Here is a 19,413-nt window from a genome sequence, read left to right as displayed (position 1 = left end):
TCGATGTCGGTGGCTCGTGTGAGGATTGCCTCTCACGAAGCGACGTCGACGGCGAGGAGAGGGGCTCGGTGAGCAAGCAGGACGGCAGTGGGCGCCAGGTCACCACCACGCCCACGGACGACACGACGGCGAGCATCCTCCACGTCGACATGGACGCGTTCTTCGCCTCCGTCGAACTGCTCGAGCACCCCGAGCTGCGCGGCCTGCCTGTCGTGGTCGGGCACCGCTCGCAGCGCTCGGTCGTCACCGCGGCCACCTACGAGGCGCGCAAGTTCGGCGTCAACTCGGCCATGCCGATGGCGGTCGCCCTGCGGCGGTGCCCGCAGGCGATCGTGCTCGAGCCGCACTTCGAGCGCTACAAGCACTTCTCGTCGATCGTGATGTCGATGTTCGACGACATCACGCCGAACGTCGAACGGCTCGGCATCGACGAGGCCTTCCTCGACGTCAGCGGCTCGCGCCGACTGCTCGGCACGACGTTCGAGATCGCGACGGCCCTGCGCAAGCGTGTACACGCGGAGACGGGCCTCCGCTGCAGCGTCGGGGCCGCGGCGACGAAGTTCGTGGCCAAGCTCGCGTCGAGCGTCGCGAAACCCGACGGTCTGCTGATCGTGCCCCGCGACGAGACCGTGGCGTTCTTGCATCCTCGGCCCATCAGCGCCCTGTGGGGCGTCGGCGGGCGCACCGAAGAAGTGCTGCGGGGCTACGGCCTGAACACGGTCGGCGATGTGGCGCACACCCCTCTCGACACTCTGCAGCGGGCGATCGGGCCGGCCGGCGGCGCGAAGATCCTCGATCTCGCCTGGGGTCGGGACGCGCGCGTCGTGCAGACACCTGCCGACGAGAAGAGCGTCGGCCACGAGGTCACGTTCGAGAGCGACGTCGCCGATGCCGAACGTATCCGCCGAGAGCTCTTCCGGCTCAGCGACCAGGTCGCGCGGCGGCTTCGGAAGGCCGGCGCCACGGGGCGCACCGTGGTGCTCAAGCTGCGGTTCGGCGACTTCCAGACGATCACGCGCTCGAAGACGCTGGCCGAGCCGACCGACCTGGGGCGGCGCATCTTCGAAGAGGTGCGCGGCGTCTACGAGGCGTCGGGCCACACGCGGACGCCGATCCGTCTGGTCGGCGTGCGCGTGGAGCAGCTGACGTTCGCAGGCGACTCGCTTGGCGCGGTCGGCCTGTGGGACGACGACGCCGACTGGCGCGAGGCCGAGACGACCATGGACGCCCTGCGGGCCCGATTCGGGCCGGGCAGCGTCACGGCGGCCAGCCTGCTCGAGTCGTCGTCGCTGCCGCGGGCACCGAAGCGCGGGTCGGAGACCGTCCCGCGGTCTGAGCTCGGCCCGCGGTCTGAGCTCGGCCCGCGCGCCTCGCGGTCGGAGCCTGCACTCGGGTCCGAGTAAAATCGTTGTCAGTGACTACCGCCAACGCATTCGACCCCGAGATCGGCGCCACCGGTGCACGCTCCGAGCCTTTCGAGGCGGTCACCGGCGCTGAGCCGATCGGAACGACCGCGGCCGAGCACCTCTCGCCCGCCTTCCCCGAGCGGGCCGCGTGGGGCACCGCCGGCAAGCTGCGGGCCTGGCAGGCGGAGGCCCTCGAGAAATACTTCCTGACGCTACCGCGCGACTTCCTCGCGGCGGCCACCCCCGGCGCCGGTAAGACCACCTTCGCGCTGCGCCTCGCCACCGAGCTGCTCTCTCGCGGCGAGGTCGACCGCATTGTCGTCGTCGCCCCCACCGAGCACCTCAAACGGCAGTGGGCCGACGCCGCCGACCGCGTCAACCTCCGGCTCGACCCGATGTTCAAGAACGCCGACGTCAGCTACGGCCGCCACTACCACGGCATCGCGATCACCTACGCGCAGGTCGGCATGAAGCCCGAGGTGCACAAAGCGATCACCGAGTCGGGCCGCACCCTCGTCATCCTCGACGAGGTGCACCACGGCGGCGACGCCCTCACCTGGGGCGACGGCATCCGCGAGGCGTTCGGCGGGGCCACCCGGCGCCTGTCGCTGACGGGTACCCCGTTCCGCTCCGACACCGCGCCGATCCCGTTCGTGCAGTACGCCCCCGACGAGCACGGCATCCGCACCTCGCAGTCCGACTACTCGTACGGCTACGGCCGCGCCCTCGCCGACGGCGTCGTGCGCCCGGTGCTGTTCATGGCCTACGCCGGGCAGATGCGCTGGCGCACCCGCATGGGCGACGAGATGAGCGCCACCCTCGGCGAGCAGGTCACCAAAGACATCACCGCCCAGGCCTGGCGCACGGCCCTGTCGCCCCAGGGCGACTGGATCGCCTCCGTGCTCTCGGCAGCCGACAAGCGCCTCACCGAGGTGCGGCGCGGCGTCTCCGATGCCGGCGGGCTGGTGATCGCGACCGACACGATCGCGGCTCGCGCGTACGCGGCGATCCTGACGAAACTGACCGGCGAACGGCCGACCGTCGTGCTCTCTGACGAGAAGGCCTCCAGCGACCGCATCGCCGCCTTCTCGGCGGGGGAGTCGCGGTGGATGGTCGCGGTGCGGATGGTGTCGGAGGGCGTCGACGTGCCGCGCCTCGCCGTCGGCGTCTACGCGACGTCGGCGTCGACCCCGCTCTTCTTCGCGCAGGCCGTCGGCCGCTTCGTCCGCGCCCGCCGCCGCGGCGAGACGGCGTCGATCTTCCTTCCGAGCGTGCCGAGCCTGATGGCCCTCGCCGGGCAGCTCGAGCTCGAGCGCGACCACGCTCTCGATCGCCCGACCACGGCCGACGACGGCATCTTCACGCCCGAAGAAGACGCCCTGGTCGCCGAGGCCAACCGCGACGAGAAAGCGTCGAGCCTGCTCGAGCAGCAGCCGTTCGAAGCCCTCGACGCGCAGGCGAACTTCGACCGGGTGCTCTACGACGGCGGAGAGTTCGGCACCGCGAGCGAGGTCGGCAGCCTCGAAGAGCTCGACTTCTTGGGGCTCCCGGGCCTCCTCGAGCCCGACCAGGTGCGCGAACTGCTGCGCCAGCGCCAGGCCACGCAGGCCGGCCGCAGCAAGCGTCAGCCGAAGACCGGCCTGCCCGCGCAGGCCGCCGAGCCGGCGCGCCCGCTCTACATGACGATCAAAGAACAGCGGCAGGAGCTGAGTCGCCTCGTCTCGATCTGGTCGGCCAACTCGAACGAACCCCACGCCGTGATCCACGCCGAGCTGAGGCGCATCTCGGGCGGCCCGTCCGTGGCGCAGGCCTCCACCGAGCAGATCCAGAAGCGCATCGACGTGCTGCGCTCGCGCCTCGGCCGCGGTCGCTAGCCGCGCCGGCGGGACGGGCGGCGCGAGGTGTGAGTCCGTCTGCGTGCAACAGGCCGCGACTGGTTGCGACGATTTGCGTGAAAACGGACTCATGCAACCGACCTGCCTGCCCGGCCGGCCGGAGCCCCCGACAGATGTCGCCCGTAGAATCGGAGGATGCTCGACGAGACGCGGCCCGGCGCCTGGCTGGTGCGGCCGGAGGGCGACGAGCCCCCGAGGCGTTCGTCGAGCGGTTCTCGCGCGGCTACAAGCTGTCGAGCTGGTCACTCGTCGAGGCGGAGCGCCGCGACCTCGGCGTCTACATGTCGAAGGAGCTCGCCGAGACCGCCTGGTGGCGCCGCCGCGAGAGCTCGTCGAGGTCGCCGGAGTCGTAGCCCGACACTCCGTCGTCGTGGCAGAGGTACGCCGCACGCACCAGGAGGCCGCAGCCGTCACCGGCGGTCAGCAGCCGGGCGAGGCCCGCACGGTCGTCGTCGCCGAGCGAGCGGGGGCCGACCCGCTCGAGCATGAAGACGAACGACTCGGGCCCGAACTCGCGCCTCAGAGCCAGGAGAAGGTCGACGAGAGCGGCGTCGCCCTCGAGCAGCAGTTCGCCGATCGGCATCATGACCGGCATCTGCACGTCGTCGCCGTCGAACATCAGCAGCCAGAGCTGGCTCTGCACGGCGCACGGGATGAGCTGCCGCACACGGCCGTCGAGGTCGGCCTTCGACGGCAGAGGAGCGTGCGAGTCGATCAGGTCGTGAAGGGGCTGGTGGAAGGGTGCGTCGGTGATGGTCGATGTCATGCGTCGATGGTGAGCCACCGACTGGAGCGTGACGCGAGTTGTCCACAGGCCTCGTCGCATCCTGCCCTCGAAAGGGCCGAATGTGGACAACGGAGCCGGATCAGTTCCGCTGGGTCAACGCGACGCGATCTCGTCTTCCGAGTCGAGCGCCGAGACGGCGCGCCGCAGGATCGTCGACGACGTCGACATCGTGTAGGGGAAGTACACGACCTCGACCCCGACCTCGGCGAACTCGCGCTCGAGGCGCAGGCCCTTCTCGGTGCCGCGCCAGTCGTCGCCCTTGAAGAAGACGTCGAAGTGCAGCTCTTCCCAGACGCTCATCTTGTCGGGGAGGTGCTCGGCGTAGGCCTCGTCGACGAAGTCGATGTGACTGACGATCTCGAGCCGCTCGGCCAGCGGCACCATGGGCGACACGCCCTTGTTGAGTTCGAGCATCTCGTCGGCGACGACGCCGGCGATGAGCCAGTCGCACTGGCTCTTCGCGTGCCGGAGCAGGTTCAGGTGACCGATGTGGAAGAGGTCGTAGGCGCCGGCTGCGTAACCGACGCGGCGGGGGTTCGTCATGATCAGGCCTCTCGCTGGGCTGTCGGGCTGGCAATTCGACCGACCAGGTCGGCGATCGAGAAGCCGGCGGTCTTCGGCGTCGGCAGCGCCTCGTCGAGCTCGACCGACACCGGGGGCGGAGCCGACATCGCTGCCGGGGTGGACACGGGCGCCGCCGGAGAGACGATCGACCGGAAGTCTCCGGGCGCCCACGTCGACCGCAGCAGCACGCGATGGCGGGCGGCCACCCCGGTCAGCAGGATGCCGAGGGGCTCGACTCCGATACTCAGCAGCTCGCCGTAGAGGGCGAGCAGCGACTCCACCGTCGTGCGGTTCGACCGCACCACGAGGAGGACGGCGTCGGCAACGGGGGCGAGCGTGCGAAGGGGCAGCGGGCCCGAATCGCTGGCGGCCTGCGCCACCGTCACGTCGTAGCGTTCACCGAGAGAGGCGAACAGGGCCTCGACCCGGATCAGGCGATCCTGGGGGCGCGAGGAGGCGACGCGATCCGGTACGGGGACGAGCTCGTAGCCGGCAGCATCCGTGCGGGCGGCCTCGTCGAGGGGAGACCTCTCGAGCGGCGACCCGTCGAAGTGGGAGGTCTCGAGCGTCGACGGGCGGACGAGCATGGTGCTCTCGAGGTCGGTGTCGAGGAGGGCGGCCGCGTGACCGCTCTCGGCGAGGGCGCGAGCCATGCCGCCGTCGGCTCCTGCCGCCTCCGACACGCCGTTGGTGCGCGCCAGGACCAGGCGTTGGGGCAGGCGCCCGCCGGCGAGGGCCCGAGTGTTCATGACCGCCTCGCGAAGCGACGTGCGCATGCGGCGCGACACGGGCCGGTCGGCGACGGAATCGGAGTCGATCGCCGACGAGGGCAGCTGGCCGACCACAGGGAGACCGGTGACGCGTCGGACGTCCTCCACGGTCGTGACGCGGGGGTGCAGGCGCACGATCCCGAACGCCGCGGCGAAGCCGACGGCGAGGCCGGCGACGACCGCGATCGCCACGACGACCATGACGGGCTGCGGCGCGGTCACGCCGAAGCCGACGACCAGGCCGAGCAGGCCACCGCCGACGACGACCGACCAGCGGCGACGCAGCTGGGCGAGCACGTCGACGAGGGGCAGGCGGGTTTTCACGCCGAGGCCTCTCGATCGGGCAGTTCGCCGAGCCCCTTGAGCTCGCGGAACCACTTGGGCAGCGCCATCGCCAGGTAGAGAGTGTTGGCGACGAAGAACGCGATGTAGACGACGGTGAAGCCGAGAGGCCAGGCCAGCAGGACGAAAGACAGGCACATGAGGCCGTAGTCGGTCGGCACGACGGCCAGCGAGTAGAGCGTCGACGTGCGACGGCTGCCCCGGGTCGGGATGCCGGTGCGGACGTGCTGCGCGCGGCGAAGCTGATCGGTCAGCACGATCGCGAAGAACGCGATGAACGCGACGCTCTCGTAGGCGAGGGCGAAACCCTCCAGCCCGTAGTGGCCCTTCGGCTCGCGCAGCCAGTTGCCGAAGACGGCCAGGTGCAGGACGCCGATCTTGGTCGCGTCGATCACGTGGTCGAGCCACTCGCCGGCCGCGCTGCCGCCGCCGCGGAGGCGGGCGAGCTGGCCGTCTGCGGAGTCGAGCGCGTAGCCGATCACGAGCAGCAGCATCACCGCGATCGCCGACCAGATCGACGTGTGCACGAACGCGATCACGGCGATGCCGGCGAATGTGAACAGCGCGCTCACGGCGGTGACCTGGTTCGGCGTCATACCGAGCTGATACGCCGCGGCTGCGAAGTACCGCCCGATGCGGCGGTTGACGAACCGCGAGTAGGCCGGAGCCCCGCTCGAGCCCTTCTGGGCGGAAGAGAGGCGCTGGAGCGACTCCGTGTAGCTCTCCTTCTCGCGGAGTGAGGTCATGATGCCACCGCCAGTTCGTCGGCTCCTACGGTCTGTGCGTCTCGCCAGTGCAGCTCGCGATCGACGACGGCGCTGATGCGACGACGCATGTGCTCGGGCGTGTATTCGGCGAGATACGTCTCGCGGGCGCGCGCGCCGGCCGCGGCCAGCGAACCGATGTCGAGGGTCGTCAGCAGCGTGGCGAGGCCGTCGACGTCCTGACGATCGAACAGCCAGCCCGTGCGCCCGTCGGCGATGACCTCTTCGGGGCCTCCTGAGCGGCTGGCTATCACAGCGCGTCCTTCGCTGAAAGCCTCGACTGTGACGAGCCCGAAGCCTTCGAGGGTGTCGGTGGGCAGGATCACCGCGTCGGCGGCCTGGAGGTAGGGAGTCGTGTCGTCGACCTCGCCGACGACCACGACGGTCGAGGGGTCGGAGACGTGCGCGGCGACGAGCGCCTCCACGTCGACGCCGAGGCCGACGGCGGGGACTGCGCCCAGGATCACGAGCTCACCCGGGCATCCGGCCTTCTCCCACGCCTTCAGCAGCGTGGCGTGGCCCTTGTGGGGGTTCCACCGGCTGGCCACGACGTAGTGGGGTCGCTGATGGGTCGGCGGGGCCTCGGGAAGATCACGCGAGCGATGGGGCACACCGTTGTGCACCACCACCGCCCGCGCGTCCTCGGCGAGACCCGACGCGCCGAGGACCGAGCGCGAGACGGCCACGAGGGCCGTGCACGCGCGTGCCAGGGGACGAAGACCTACCCGGTCCCTCGTTCCCCATGGTTCTTGGAGGTGCCCGACGACCCGGCGCACACCCGCGAGGCGGGCGACGGGGGCGATGGGCAGACAGGCACTGGTGGCGCAGTAGACGAGATCGAAGTGGCGCCCGCGGAGGCGCGCGAAGGTGCGAGCGGCGTCGCGCCCGAGGCGGAGGAAGCCGCCCGGCGTGAGCTTCATGCGGCGCAGGATCGGCAGCGGCTGGCGCTCGACCCTCGCCCCGAGCTCGCGCAGCAGGTGGCCGAGCGGGCCCGGTGCCACGTCGGAGGGCAGCCACACGGTCACGTCGAGCTGGTCGGATTCGACGAGCTCGGCGACGACCTCGAGCACGATCCGATCGGAGCCGTACATCTCGTCGGACGAGTGCACGACCAGGACGCGCCCCCGGCGCATGCCGTGTCGGTTGACATCGGTCATCAGTAGGCCCCCTCCGGCCGCAGGATCACTTTGACGGTTCGCCACATGAGCACGAGGTCGACCGTCATCGACCAGTTCTCGACGTAATAGAGGTCGAGCCTCACGCTCTCCTCCCAGCTGAGGTCGCTGCGGCCGTTGACCTGCCACATGCCGGTGAGCCCGGGCTTGATGTAGAGGCGGCGGTGCACGTGGTCGGCGTAGCCCTCGACCTCGGTCGGCAGCGGCGGGCGCGGTCCGACGATGCTCATGGTGCCTCCGAAGATGTTGAACAGCTGCGGCAGCTCGTCGAGCGAGTACTTGCGAAGCACCCGGCCGACGCCGGTGACGCGCGGGTCCTGCTTCATCTTGAACAGGAGGCCTGCTCCCTCGGACTGCGCGCTCAACTCGGCGAGGCGCTCTTCGGCGTCGACGACCATGGTGCGGAACTTCAGCATCGTGAAGCGCTCTCCGTCCCGGCCGACTCGCGTCTGGCGGAAGAGGACGGGGCCGCCGTCGCCGGATTTCACGAGGATCGCGATCACCGCCATCAACGGCAGGGTCAGCAGGATGCCGAGACCCGACAGGGCCACATCGGTCGCCCGCTTCATCACGTGCTTGGGCCCGTCGAACTGCGGCAGCTCGACATGCATGAGGGGCAGCCCCTCCACCGGGCGGAAGTGGATGCGGGGGCCGGCGACGTTGGCCATTCGCGACGCGATGACGAGCTCGGTGGCGCGGCCTTCGAGGCTCCAGCCGAGGTCGCGGACGTAGTCGGTGCCGTGCCGCGGGTCGCCGGCGACGATGACGCTCTCGACGGACATCTTCCAGACGGCTCTCGACACGTCGTCGAGGCCGGCGACGATGGGGACCACCCGTGAGCCGATGGCGATGCCGGAGGTGTCCCCGTCGTCGACGACGGCGCCGACCACGTCATAGAGGGCGCCCGGCTTCTCGTCGATCCGGTCGATGACGTAGCGGACGTCGGCGCGGCTGCCGACGACGATGGCCCGCGACAGGTAGTTGCCGATGCTGCGCTGGTGCATGAGCCAGCGTCGCAGGCCGTAGCGCGAGCCGATGAGGGCGAGGGCGCCACCGGGCAGGGCGACGAAGAAGTAGGCGCGCATGCTCTCGTGGCCGGTGATCGAGATCACCAGCGCAATGAGCACGAAGGTGAGGATCGTGGCGTTCAGCACGCGCTTGTACTCCGCGGCGCCCGTGCCGACGACGGACAGGTCGCGGGTGCGGTGGAAGGAGAGGCAGAGCGCCCAGAGCAGGCCGATCCCGATGGGGTAGCCGATGGTCTCGAGGAGCGACTCCGGGTGCGCGGCGGCGATGTCGGACGCCGTCCGGTCGATGCCGCCTCGGAAGGCTTCGACGAGGCTCGCGACGACGACGCTCACGGCGATGATGCCGGCGTCGGACGCCAGCAGGCGACGACGGTAGCGGATGGCCCAGGACGAGCCCTGGTCGGCGCCGCCCACCCGATCCCCGAGATCCGCCCATGCCGGGTTCGCTTTGCGCGTCGGAGCAGCCCAGGTCAGCCGGCTCTCGCCGGCGTCACGGCTGATGCCGCTCATGATTCCACTGCCGATTCGGGGCGGCAGCGGGCACGCGGGAACGTACGCGGAATGTGCAGGGTAAGCATGGATCTCGGGTTCGGGTAGGCGGTGCTTTCGCCCCGGTCCACTTTCGGGAGTGGGCCGGAGCCGGGTGTCGAGCGCACGACGGCGGTTCGGGTGCCGTCGTTCGCCCGGGTGACGGCTGCGATTCCTGATCCGGCGATCGGCCGTCGGGTACGGCTTTCACGCGGCCTGGGAGCGAGCCGACGTTCGGGAGGTGTTCTTCGGGTGGTGCGCTGTGTGTCGGGTGCGCGTTCTTCCTGGCAGGATCCGCGCCGACCGTCGATTTTCGGGAACGACGGCGGTTGGGTGGTGCTGATCCGACCGGTTTTGCTACCCCAGTTCTAGCGGGTATGAAGCGAAGGTAGCCCGCCCGACGCGGAGGGCACATGACCCCATTTCGGGGGACCCCGTGGCCCCCGCATAGGGGATTCACGGAGGGTGATAATCACCCCGAACGGGTGATCGAACGTTGCGCGGTGACCGGGGGACGAGCCTCGGGCAGTTCCTCCGCGGGATCCTGACGAATCCGTTCGATCGAACCCCCGGCGCGTCGCCCATGCCTGCGGGGATCGACTCGAATCGGCGTCGGTGGCACTCGTCCTACAAAACAACACCTGTCGATTACTGGATCCGCACCCCCCGGACGGGTGTCCCCCGCAATGACCGCTTTTCTTGTCCCCCGACGACCCCGAACGGGTTAGACGGGTGATATCGGTCACCCACCCGGTGTGAACGCCCGGTGGCGCCGGAATTAACGGCCGCGAACTGCAACGAGCCCTCGCCACGGGTGGCGAGGGCTCGTTGGGAGGTTCGGCGAAGGCTAGGCCTTGACGCCGCCGGCGGCCTCGACGAAGGTCGCGCGCGGGTCGTTCAGGTGCTCGATGGTCGTCTCGTCGCGCCCGGCCACGAAGTTCGTGACCCAACCGGTCAGGATGCGCCACTTGCGCGTGTAGGTGGGCATCGCGAGCAGGTGGTACCCGCGGTGTGCCAGCCACGCGAAGAGGTTCTTGAGGTGCACGCCCTGAATGAGCGCGGCGCCCTTGCCGATGCCGTAGCTGGCCACGGTCCCGACCGACTCGTGACGGTACTCGGCGAGCGGCTCACCGGCCATCGAGGCGAGGATGTTCTCGGCGACCGTCACGGCCTGGCGGACGGCGTTCTGAGCGTTCGGCGGGTAGTAGGCCGGCTGCTTGGCGGCGGTGAGGTCGGGCACCTGGGCGTTGTCGCCGAGGGCCCACACGCCGTCGACGCGCTTGCCGTCGTCGGTGACGACCTCGAGCTTCGCGTTCGCGTTGACGTGGCCCTTCGGGCCACGGGGGAGGCTCGTCTTGTCGAGCACGGGGTTGGGCTTCACGCCGGCCGTCCAGACGATGATCCCCGCGGGGACCGTCTCGCCGTCGCTCAGCACGCAGTCGGAGTTCTCGCACGACGGCATCGTGGTCTTCAGGCGGATGTCGATGCCGCGGGCGCGGAGAGCGCCGAGCGTCCACTTGGACAGCTCGGGGCCGACCTCGGGGGCGACGCGGTCGAGGGCCTCGACGAGCACGAATCGGAGCTCGTGGCGGGACAGCACGGGGTACTGGTCGACGGCGGCGTTGGCGGTGTCGAGCAGCTCGCCCATCGCCTCGACGCCGGTGTAGCCGCCGCCCACGAAGAGCACGGTCAGAAGCTTGGCGCGCTCGGCCGGGTCGAGGGTGTTCGACGCCTTCTCGATGTTCTCGAGCACCTTGTTGCGCACGTAGGTGGCCTCTTCGACGCTCTTGAAGCCGACGCCGTTCTCGGCGAGCCCGGGGGTCGGGAAGGTGCGGGTGACGGCACCCATGGCGACGACGAGGTGGTCGTAGCCGACCTCGGTCGTCTTGCCGTCGGCCAGGTCGACCGTGACCTTCTTGGCGTCGGTGTCGATGCCGGTCATGGCGCCCTGCACGAACTTCGAGCGGCGCAGCGTCTTGCGCAGCGGAACCGTCACGTCTTTCGGGTCGATGTGACCGCCGACGACCTCCGGAAGGAAGGGCTGGTAGGTCATGTACGGGCTCGGGTCGATCACCGTGATGCTGGCACTCTGCGGAGGCCGCTTCTTCTGCAGAGCGAGCGCCGTCTGGAGGCCCGCCGAACCACCACCCAGAATAACGATTCGTGTTGTCATGACAACGACGCTACTCCCGCCGCGGGCCTGCTTTTCACCGAACGGGCGAAATCATCCCTCAGGGCGGGCAACACGTGTCGTCGACTAGAATCCGATGGGCTCGTGCGGCACGTACGGCGCCTCCAGAGCGTCGATCTCCTCGCCGGTCAGCACGAGGTCGACCGAGGCGATGGCGTCGTCCAGGTGGAGCTGTTTGGTGGCCCCGACGATGGGGGAGGAGACCGCGTCCTGCTGGCGCACCCAGGCCAGCGCGACCTGCGCCCGCGAGACACCTCGGGCATCGGCGACGGTCGCGACCGCCTCGGCGATCCTGCGGTCCCCGTCCTCCTGCTGCCGGTAGAGGGTCTTGCCGAACGCGTCGGTCTCGGAGCGGTTCGTGGTGTCGTCCCAATCGCGGGTGAGCTTGCCGCGGGCCAGAGGCGACCACGGCAGGACGCCGACGCCCTGGTCGAGGCAGAACGGCAGCATCTCGCGCTCCTCCTCGCGCTGGATCAGGTTGTACTGGTCCTGCATCGAGATGAAACGGCTCCAGCCGCCGAGGTCGGCGGTGTATTGCATCTGGGCGAACTGCCAGGCCCACATCGACGAGGCGCCGATGTAGCGCACCTTGCCTGACTTCACGACGTCGTGGAGGGCCTCCATCGTCTCCTCGACCGGCGTGCTCGGGTCGAAGCGATGGATCTGGTAGAGGTCGATGTAGTCGGTGCCGAGACGGCGCAGGCTGTTGTCGACCTCGGTCATGACGGCGAGCCGCGAGAGACCGGCGCCGTTCGGGCCCGGGCGCATCCGGCCGTTGAGCTTGGTGGCGATGACGACCTCGTCGCGCTGGGCGAAGTCGTTCAGGGCGCGGCCGGTGAACTCCTCGCTGGAGCCTGCGCTGTAGACGTTGGCGGTGTCGAACGTGGTGATCCCGCCCTCGAGCGCCTTCTTGATGAGGGGGCGGGCCTCGTCTTCGGGCAGCGCCCACGGGTGGCCGCCGCGGGCGGCGTCGCCGTAGCTCATCATGCCGAGGGTGACGGCGGAGATCTCGAGGCCGGAGTTTCCAAGTCGCACGTAGTCCATGGGTCCGACCCTACTCAGATGACACCGGCTCGCCTCAGAAGATCCGCGCGCCGACCTCGGCGTGAGCTGCGAGCAACCCCTCGATCTCGTCGTCGAGTCGCACGAGCGTCACCGACATGCCGGCCATGTCGAGCGACGTGCAGTACTCGCCGACGTAGTTGCGACCGACCGTGAGACCCGCGGCGACGAGCTTCTTGTGCACGATCCCGTACAGCAGGTAGAGCTCGGAGATCGGAGTGCCGCCGAGCCCGTTGACCATGACGGCGACGCGGTCGCCCGATTCGAAGGGCAGATCCGGCAGGATCGCGGAGAGCACCTCGTCGACGATGTCGTCGGCCGACATCATCTTCGCGCGCCGACGCCCGGGCTCGCCGTGGATGCCGACGCCGATCTCGATCTCGTCGTCGCCGAGCTCGAAGAGCGGCTCGCCCTTCGACGGCGGCGTGCAGGCCGTGAGCGCCACGCCCATCGTGCGCGTCACGGAGTTGACCTTCTCGCCGATGCGGACGAGCTCGTCGAGGTCGACGCCGTTCTCGGCCGCAGCCCCGACCGCCTTCATCACGAAGAAGTTGCCGGCCACTCCGCGGCGGCCGACCGTGTACGTGCTGTCCTTGACCGAGACGTCGTCGTCGATGAAGAGCGTCTTGACGTTCACGCCGTCGGCCTCGGCGACCTCCTCGGCCATCTCGAACGCCATCCGATCGCCGGTGTAGTTGTTGACGAGCAGGAGGACGCCCTTCGGCGACGCGAGGCGCTTGACCGTCTCGGTGATGTAGTCGAGCGGCGGGGCGGCGAAGACGTCGCCGGGGCAGGCGGCCGAGAGCATCCCGGGCCCGACGGTCATGACGTGGGCGGGCTCGTGCCCCGAGCCGGAGCCCTGGATGATCGTGACGCGGTCGTCGCTCGGCGAATCGGCGCGATGGATCAGGTTGTACTCGGGCACGTACGTGAGGGTGTCGGGGTTCGCCAGAGCGAGACCCTCGAGCATGTCGGCCACGTAGGTCTTGGGGTCGTTCACGAACTTCTTCATTGCTGTCTCCACATCGTTGTGAGTGCTTCGGGTGACGTTCTGTCGGAAAGCTTCGGGGGCCGCGGAGCTGCGGGGGGGGCGTCAGCTGCTCGGCCAGTGGTCGGCCACGCGCTCGGCGAGGACGGCGAGGCCGACGGCCCCGGCATCCGGTGAGCCGATGGAGCGCTCGCCCGAGTAGCTGGCACGACCGCGCTTCGCCTCGAGCGAGCTGGTCGCGTCGGCGGCCTCGCGGGCGGCGGTCGCGAAGACGCGAGCCGACTCGGCCGCGGCATCGCCGGCGGCCGCGCTCTTCTCGAGGGCGTCGATCGCCGGCACGAGGGCGTCGAGCAGGGTCTTGTCGCCGAGGTCGGCCTGGCCGCGCTTCTTGATGCCCTCGACCGCTGCGCGCAGGGCGTCGGCGACGTCCTGGCCGGTGACCGCATCGAGCCCCTTCAGCCGGGCGCCGGCGCGGAGGAAACCCGTGCCCCAGATCGGCCCCGAGGTGCCGCCGATGTGACCGGTGATCATCACGGCGACGCGGCTGAGGAAGGTGCCGGCGTCGGCGCGGTCGATGGTGTCCCACTCGGCCAGCACGAACTCGAAGCCGCGGGCGAGCGAGAAGCCGAAGTCGCCGTCGCCGACGACGGCATCGAGTTCGCCGAAGTACTTCTCGTTCTCGACCGCACCCTCCGAGACGGTGCGGACGACGTAGTCGGTGAGGTCGAGCGGGTCGGTCATCGGGGCTCCTCTTCGAGCAGAGTGGGGGAGGGGGTGGGGGCGCGCAGGATCGCGAGGACGTCGTCGACGGTCACGGCGACGTCGGGCACGACGCCCACGACCGCACCGAGGATCTCGGCGGTCGGGCCGTCAGGATCGCCGAGACTCGAGACGACGAGGGACGCCCCGGTGAAGTCCTCGTCGCGGGTGTAGCCCGAGACGGTGACGATGGTGCGGAGACCGGCGGCGAGCGCCGCGCGCAGCCCGTTCGCGCTGTCCTCGACGACCACCGCGTCGTCCGGGCCGATGCCGAGAGCGGCGAGCGCCGCGAGGTAGATGTCGGGCGCCGGCTTCTTGTTCGGCACGATGTCGCCGGCGAAGACCTGGAACCGCTCTGCCAACGCGTCGCCGACCGCGTGCACGAGAACGGCGCGGACCGACGCCTCGGCCGAGGTGGAGGCGACGGCGAGTACCAGGCCCCGGGCGTCGGCCTCGGCGACGAGGCGGTGGATGCCCGGGCGGGGCGGCACCGACCCCTGTGCGATGAGCTCGGTGTAGATCGCGGTCTTGCGGCGGTGCCAGGAGGCGATGGCATCCTGCTGCCCCGCGGGGTCGCTCGGGAGACCGGCCTCCTCGACGAACGAGGGGGTGAGCAGGCTCGCGAGGCGCTCTTTGCCGCCGCCGATCAGCACCTTCTCGGCGTAGTCGGCGTCGCTCCAGTGCACGGGCAGCCCGAACTCGTCGAACGTGCGGTTGAACGCGACGAGGTGGCCACAGCGCTCGGTGTCAGCGAGCACGCCGTCGCAGTCGAAGATCAGAGCGGGCATCGGTCACCAGGCCTTGCCGGCCGAGCCGAAGGTGTCGGTGAGGCCCGTGACGAGAGCCTCGACGTCGGTCGTGACGGCGTTGAAGAGCGTGGGCGGGTCCCACTTGCCGCTTTCTTCGGCGGTCTTCAGATGTGCGAGGGACGACTGCATGTAGGTCATCTTCATCGAGGTCGAGATGTTGACCTTGGCGCAACCGCGGGCGATGAGGTCGCGGAACTGCGAATCGGTCATGCCGCTGCCGCCGTGCAGGGCGATCGGTATGGGGTGCGCCGAGACGAGGTCGCTGACCCGGTCGAAGTCGAGCTGCGGCTCGGACTCGTAGGCGCCGTGGGCGTTGCCGATCGAGGGGGCGAACACGTCGATTCCCGTCGCCTCGATGAATTCGAGCGAGCGGTCGAGCGATTGCCGTTTCGCCTCGGTGTCGCTGCCGACGCCGTCCTCCACGCCGGTGATCGCCTCGATCTCGCCTTCGACGTGGGCTCCATGCCGACGGGCCTCGGCGACGACCTCGACGGTCTGCCGCTGGTTCTCGTCGACGGGCATCTCGCTGGCGTCGAAGAGCACCGAGTTCCAGCCGAGGTCGAGGCACTCGGTGATGACGTCGCGATAGGGGCAGTGGTCGAGGTGCAGGCTCACGGGCACCTCGATCTCGTCGGTCATGCTCGTCCACATCGAGAAGAGCACCTTGGCCCCCATCGACCGGACGGTCTTGACCGAGGTCTGGACGATCACGGGCGACTTGGCACGGCCGGCGGCGGTCAGCACGGCCTGAAGGGTGAGGTCGTTGACGATGTTGATCGCCGGGACCCCGTAGCGGTCGGCGAAGGCCCGATCGACGATCTCTTTCAGCGACACGACTGGCATGCGTCGAGTCTGGCGCGGCCGGGGCGCGCGGGCCAGGAGGGAAACCCCTACCGGGGGCGGGGGAGAACACGTAGGGGCGGCGTGCCCCGGGCGCCTGTCGTCAGTGCCCTCCGGCGAGCGCCGCCAGCTCGGTGCGGTTGTGCGCACCCGTCTTGCGGAGGATCGTGCCGACGTGCTTCTCGACGGTCTTCGGCGAGATTCCGAGCTCGATCGCGATCAGCTTGTCGGGCAGACCCCGCGCCACGAGATCGCGCACCTGGCGTTCTCGGGCGGTCAGGGCGTCGCGATCCTCGGCCGGTGCGCCCAGCCGCGAGATGAGGTCGCCCGACAGCACGGCGTCACCGTCGGCGGCCGCCATCACGGCGCGGCCGAGCGACACGGCGTCGGCCCCGCGCTCGACGAATCCGCGGGCCCCGGCGAGCGCCGCCTCGCTGATCCGGGCGTCGTCGCGCGACGAGACCAAGAACACGACGCGGGCCTCAGGATCGAGGGCGGCGAGCCGGTGCATCAGCTCGGGCGCCGACACTCCCGGGAGGTCGAGGTCGGCCACGACCACATCGGGCCGGACGACGGCGATCCCCTCGAGCGCGATGGCCGCGTCGGAGAACTCGGCCACGACGCGCAGGCCCGGCTCGGCGCGACCCAGGAGCCTCACCACGCCCGCGCGAACCAGGGCGTGCTCGTGGAGGACGACGACCCGGAGGCGAGGGGTCGTCGCATCGTCGGCGGCGCGCGCGGGGAGGCGGGGCAGGTCGACCCGGATCCTGGTGCCCCACTCGGGTGTCGAGTCGATCTGCACCGTGCCGCCGATCTGGCGGGCCCGAGCCGAGAGGCCGCTCAGACCCCAGCCGGTGACGCGGCTCGTGGCGTCGAAGCCCACGCCGTCGTCTTCGACGATCACGCCGACGCCGTCGGGGGAGTGCACGAGACCCAGCCGGACCGAAGTCGCGCGAGCGTGAGCGACGACGTTGGTCAGCGCCTCCTGCACGATGCGCAGCACCTCGCGCGACACCTCCCGCTGCACCGGGCGACGCTCGCCCACCACGACGAGCTGCGTGCGGACCCCGGCGGTCGTGGCGACCCAGTCGAGCTCGTGGCCGACGGCCTCTTCGAGAGAGATGACGTCGGGGGTGTCGGGGCCGAGGCGGTCGGCGCTCCGCTCGGTCTCGGCGAGGGACTGGCGGACGGCTTCGCGCGCTTTGACGATGTCGTCGTGAGTGTCGTCGCCCTGCTCGGCTTTCCGTGCCGCGGCGTCGAGGTGCACCACGACCTCGGCCATCGTGCGGGCGACGCTGTCGTGCACGTCGCGTACGGTTCGCTCACGCTCGGCCGCCACCGCGATGGCCTGCCTCCTCTCGCCCAGAAGGGTGTGCAGGCGCGAGTTGGCGATGGCCACCGACGCGTGCGTGGCGAACAGCTCGAGCAGCTCGGCGTCGGCCCGGGTGAAGCGGCGCTCCTCGCGGTCGGCGAAGACGATGCAGGCGCCGATCACGTGGGCGTCGAGGCGGATCGGCACGCCGATCACGGGCATCCGGTACCGGTCGTCGGTGGCGTCGACGTGCCCGCCCGGCACGGCCGAGTAGTCGTCGAAGACCACCGTGCCGCCAGCCCGCACCACCGCGCCGGTGACGCCCTCGTCGAGGGGGAAGACGCTGCCCGCGTGGCATCCGACACCGAGGTCGACCTCTTTGCGGTACGTGTGCGCGAGCTCGTCGATGGTGCAGAGCGAGCCGGAGTCGCACCCCAGCAGCTGAACGGCGTTGGTCAGGATGCGGGTCAGCAGCGGCTCGAGCCGGAACTGGCCGGCGAGATCGGCGGCGAGGCTGGAAAGGATGGCGAGCTCTTCGGAGCGCGTGGTGTCGGTGCCGGGTGCGTCGGGTGTGAGCGTCATCGCGGTCCTGTCTCTTCGTCGAGGGGATGCCCCGCTATTGTGCGCCTCCAGGTGCCGGGGTCGCGACCAGGATGAACAGGGTGACCGACGCGAAGAACGGGCGCGTGCCGAGACCGTGCAGCCAGGCGTGCGCCTGAGGGCCGGACAGGTAGCCGTACTCGACGGCGCGCATGGCCACCCGGTGGAAGCCGAGGACGGCGTCGGCCTCGCGCAGGCCGCGGTACACCGCGGTGATCGGTCGGACGGTTTCGACGTGCCAGCCGGTGCTCTCGGCGACGCCCGGCAGCTGCCGCCCGACGAACGAGTTGCGCACCACGCGCTCGGTGACGAACCTCCGGTAGTCGTGGAAGGTGTCGGAGTCGGCGGAGTCGATGACGAGGGTGTCCCAGTCGGGCTCGACGAAGACCGCGCGGCCATCGTCGGCGATGACCCGTCGCGCCTCGGTGAGGACGTCGAGGAGGCTTTCGACGTGCTGCAGGACGCGGTCGGTGTGGATCCGGTCGACGCTGCGGCCGCCGAGCGGTAGGGCGTGGATGTCGCCGTGATGGAGCTCGACCTGCGCGAGCTCGGCCGTCCGCGCCGCAGCCGTCGCGAGAGCCTCGGCGTCACGGTCGATGCCGACGACTCGGCCCTCGGGCCCCACCGCCGCGGCGAACTCCGGCAGGTCGGCGCCCGGCCCGCAGCCCAGGTCGAGCACCCGCAGCCCCGGCCTCAGCCGCAGCTCCTCGAGCGCCGCCGCCTTGAAACCGCGGCCCACGTCGGAGGCCGCGACCCGCAGCATGTAGTCGTCCGGTCGCGTCGTCTCGAAGGCGGTGTCGCTCATGGCGGCACTGTACCTCTGCGCGCTCGCCTCGCGCCTCGGCGTGCGGCTCCGGGCCGGTCAGCGCTGCGCGGCCAGGTGGCGAAGCGCTGCGACCGTGCTCTCTCGTACCGCGCTGGGCGGCGCCAGCTCGCCCGTCCATGGCCGCCCGTGGCTCACCCAGACCGTGCTGAAGCCCTGCAGCCGGCCGCCCTCGATGTCGTCGACCGGGTTGTCGCCGACCAGCCACACCGGTTCGGCGGGGCGCCCACCCATCTCGGCGAAGACCCGCTCGTAGAACTCCGGTGTCGGCTTGCGGTGGCCGACGCGCTCGGAGATGAACCAACCGTCGAGCAGCGGCGCGAGACCCGCTCGGTGCAGTTTGCCCGTCTGGTTGTCCGTCTTTCCGTTCGAGACGACGAACAGGCGCCAGCCCTCGAGCCGCAGGCGTTGGAGGGCGGCCGGCACCCCGGCGAACGGCCTCGTCAGGGCCGGCATCGCGCGGCGGTAGTCGTCCCAGAGGGCGGTGCCGGGCATACCCAGATTCCAGCGCTCTGCCACCTTCTCGAAGAACACGTCGCGCCGCGGAAAGCGGGTGTCGAGATCGCCGAGCGCAGCAGAGCTCCCGACACCGAGCTCGTGTTCTGCGACCAACGCTGCCGCCCACTCGTCGAAAGCACCCCGCCGATCGACGAGAGTCTCGTCGAGATCGAGCAGCGCCAGCATGACACCACCGTCTCATACGACCGCATTGCGGCGCTGCTCCGCCAGGCGAACGCGCCCAGCCGTCGCGCTGCGCGCCGAGGCACCTC

Annotated in this window: 17 protein-coding genes; 2 read left to right on the top strand and 15 right to left on the bottom strand. The window is 70.2% G+C overall.

All coding sequences use genetic code 11. The features are described 5' to 3' along the window. Positions 1 to 68: 68 nt before the first annotated feature. Together dinB and AX769_RS12555 are read left to right on the top strand one after the other, a co-directional pair. Complete coding sequence (gene dinB, locus AX769_RS12560) at positions 69 to 1,403, top strand: DNA polymerase IV (RefSeq protein WP_082763795.1); 1,335 nt, start codon at positions 69 to 71, stop codon at positions 1,401 to 1,403. 98 nt (positions 1,404 to 1,501) lie between these two features. Continuing rightward, positions 1,502 to 3,280 (top strand): DEAD/DEAH box helicase, encoded by a 1,779-nt coding sequence (locus AX769_RS12555; protein ID WP_066283632.1) that lies wholly within the window; start codon positions 1,502 to 1,504, stop codon positions 3,278 to 3,280. Between the two features lie 298 nt (positions 3,281 to 3,578). Here the strand turns inward: AX769_RS12555 and AX769_RS12550 are convergent, their stop codons facing one another. The 15 genes from AX769_RS12550 to AX769_RS12480 form a co-directional block, all read right to left on the bottom strand. Further along, positions 3,579 to 4,067 carry a hypothetical protein gene (locus tag AX769_RS12550; RefSeq protein WP_066279816.1) on the bottom strand — a complete coding sequence of 163 codons (489 nt, stop codon included), beginning with the start codon at positions 4,065 to 4,067 and terminating at the stop codon, positions 3,579 to 3,581. Between the two features lie 114 nt (positions 4,068 to 4,181). Continuing rightward, positions 4,182 to 4,631 carry an adenylyltransferase/cytidyltransferase family protein gene (locus tag AX769_RS12545; protein ID WP_066279814.1) on the bottom strand — a complete coding sequence of 150 codons (450 nt, stop codon included), beginning with the start codon at positions 4,629 to 4,631 and terminating at the stop codon, positions 4,182 to 4,184. A gap of 2 nt (positions 4,632 to 4,633) precedes the next feature. Next, entirely contained in the window at positions 4,634 to 5,746 is a 1,113-nt protein-coding gene (locus tag AX769_RS12540) for a hypothetical protein (protein WP_066279810.1), read from the bottom strand. Next, positions 5,743 to 6,510 (bottom strand): CDP-alcohol phosphatidyltransferase family protein, encoded by a 768-nt coding sequence (locus AX769_RS12535; protein WP_066279808.1) that lies wholly within the window; start codon positions 6,508 to 6,510, stop codon positions 5,743 to 5,745. Before AX769_RS12535 ends, AX769_RS12540 begins: the two co-directional genes overlap by 4 nt. Next, the gene (locus AX769_RS12530; RefSeq protein ID WP_066279806.1) at positions 6,507 to 7,685 is read right to left on the bottom strand and encodes a glycosyltransferase family 4 protein; all 1,179 of its coding nucleotides are present in this window, start codon (positions 7,683 to 7,685) and stop codon (positions 6,507 to 6,509) included. The genes AX769_RS12535 and AX769_RS12530 overlap by 4 nt, the downstream gene beginning before the upstream one ends. Beyond that, a complete protein-coding gene (locus tag AX769_RS12525) occupies positions 7,685 to 9,241 on the bottom strand; it encodes a sugar transferase (protein WP_239451778.1) in 1,557 nt (518 codons plus the stop codon). Before AX769_RS12525 ends, AX769_RS12530 begins: the two co-directional genes overlap by 1 nt. Positions 9,242 to 10,106: 865 nt before the next feature. Next, entirely contained in the window at positions 10,107 to 11,432 is a 1,326-nt protein-coding gene (locus tag AX769_RS12520; protein ID WP_066279803.1) for an NAD(P)/FAD-dependent oxidoreductase, read from the bottom strand. A gap of 84 nt (positions 11,433 to 11,516) precedes the next feature. After that, positions 11,517 to 12,494, bottom strand: coding sequence for an aldo/keto reductase (locus tag AX769_RS12515; protein ID WP_066279801.1), 978 nt, complete (start codon positions 12,492 to 12,494; stop codon positions 11,517 to 11,519). 34 nt (positions 12,495 to 12,528) lie between these two features. Continuing rightward, positions 12,529 to 13,524: a dihydroxyacetone kinase subunit DhaK gene (dhaK, locus tag AX769_RS12510; RefSeq protein ID WP_066279798.1), complete on the bottom strand. Its 996-nt coding sequence runs from the start codon at positions 13,522 to 13,524 to the stop codon at positions 12,529 to 12,531. A gap of 81 nt (positions 13,525 to 13,605) precedes the next feature. Beyond that, on the bottom strand, positions 13,606 to 14,241 hold the full coding sequence (gene dhaL / locus AX769_RS12505; protein ID WP_066279794.1) for a dihydroxyacetone kinase subunit DhaL: 636 nt from the start codon (positions 14,239 to 14,241) through the stop codon (positions 13,606 to 13,608). Beyond that, on the bottom strand, positions 14,238 to 15,047 hold the full coding sequence (locus tag AX769_RS12500) for an HAD-IA family hydrolase (protein ID WP_066279792.1): 810 nt from the start codon (positions 15,045 to 15,047) through the stop codon (positions 14,238 to 14,240). The genes dhaL and AX769_RS12500 overlap by 4 nt, the downstream gene beginning before the upstream one ends. A 3-nt stretch (positions 15,048 to 15,050) precedes the next feature. Next, positions 15,051 to 15,911, bottom strand: a complete 861-nt coding sequence (locus tag AX769_RS12495) for a class II fructose-bisphosphate aldolase (RefSeq protein WP_066279787.1) — start codon at positions 15,909 to 15,911, stop codon at positions 15,051 to 15,053. Positions 15,912 to 16,011: 100 nt separating this feature from the next. Beyond that, positions 16,012 to 17,802, bottom strand: a complete 1,791-nt coding sequence (locus AX769_RS12490; protein WP_066279783.1) for a LuxR C-terminal-related transcriptional regulator — start codon at positions 17,800 to 17,802, stop codon at positions 16,012 to 16,014. A gap of 34 nt (positions 17,803 to 17,836) precedes the next feature. Further along, positions 17,837 to 18,625, bottom strand: coding sequence for a methyltransferase domain-containing protein (locus AX769_RS12485; RefSeq protein WP_066279778.1), 789 nt, complete (start codon positions 18,623 to 18,625; stop codon positions 17,837 to 17,839). 57 nt (positions 18,626 to 18,682) lie between these two features. After that, complete coding sequence (locus AX769_RS12480) at positions 18,683 to 19,327, bottom strand: HAD family hydrolase (RefSeq protein WP_066279777.1); 645 nt, start codon at positions 19,325 to 19,327, stop codon at positions 18,683 to 18,685. Positions 19,328 to 19,413 lie beyond the last annotated feature (86 nt).

The sequence above is a fragment of the Frondihabitans sp. PAMC 28766 genome (assembly GCF_001577365.1).
In the GTDB taxonomy this organism is placed as follows: Bacteria; Actinomycetota; Actinomycetes; order Actinomycetales; family Microbacteriaceae; genus Frondihabitans.
The sequence above is the reverse complement of the archived record's forward strand: the minus strand, read 5'-3'. Positions and strand labels throughout refer to the sequence as shown.

What these genes read in the sequence shown, in the direction of transcription:
- AX769_RS12550 (WP_066279816.1), bottom strand. Translation starts at nt 4,067, where the DNA reads ATGACATCGACCATCACCGACGCACCCTTCCACCAGCCCCTTCACGAC.
- AX769_RS12545 (WP_066279814.1), bottom strand. Translation starts at nt 4,631, where the DNA reads ATGACGAACCCCCGCCGCGTCGGTTACGCAGCCGGCGCCTACGACCTC.
- AX769_RS12535 (WP_066279808.1), bottom strand. Translation starts at nt 6,510, where the DNA reads ATGACCTCACTCCGCGAGAAGGAGAGCTACACGGAGTCGCTCCAGCGC.
- AX769_RS12530 (WP_066279806.1), bottom strand. Translation starts at nt 7,685, where the DNA reads ATGACCGATGTCAACCGACACGGCATGCGCCGGGGGCGCGTCCTGGTC.
- AX769_RS12525 (WP_239451778.1), bottom strand. Translation starts at nt 9,241, where the DNA reads ATGAGCGGCATCAGCCGTGACGCCGGCGAGAGCCGGCTGACCTGGGCT.
- AX769_RS12520 (WP_066279803.1), bottom strand. Translation starts at nt 11,432, where the DNA reads ATGACAACACGAATCGTTATTCTGGGTGGTGGTTCGGCGGGCCTCCAG.
- AX769_RS12515 (WP_066279801.1), bottom strand. Translation starts at nt 12,494, where the DNA reads ATGGACTACGTGCGACTTGGAAACTCCGGCCTCGAGATCTCCGCCGTC.
- dhaK (WP_066279798.1), bottom strand. Translation starts at nt 13,524, where the DNA reads ATGAAGAAGTTCGTGAACGACCCCAAGACCTACGTGGCCGACATGCTC.
- dhaL (WP_066279794.1), bottom strand. Translation starts at nt 14,241, where the DNA reads ATGACCGACCCGCTCGACCTCACCGACTACGTCGTCCGCACCGTCTCG.
- AX769_RS12500 (WP_066279792.1), bottom strand. Translation starts at nt 15,047, where the DNA reads ATGCCCGCTCTGATCTTCGACTGCGACGGCGTGCTCGCTGACACCGAG.
- AX769_RS12495 (WP_066279787.1), bottom strand. Translation starts at nt 15,911, where the DNA reads ATGCCAGTCGTGTCGCTGAAAGAGATCGTCGATCGGGCCTTCGCCGAC.
- AX769_RS12490 (WP_066279783.1), bottom strand. Translation starts at nt 17,802, where the DNA reads ATGACGCTCACACCCGACGCACCCGGCACCGACACCACGCGCTCCGAA.
- AX769_RS12485 (WP_066279778.1), bottom strand. Translation starts at nt 18,625, where the DNA reads ATGAGCGACACCGCCTTCGAGACGACGCGACCGGACGACTACATGCTG.
- AX769_RS12480 (WP_066279777.1), bottom strand. Translation starts at nt 19,327, where the DNA reads ATGCTGGCGCTGCTCGATCTCGACGAGACTCTCGTCGATCGGCGGGGT.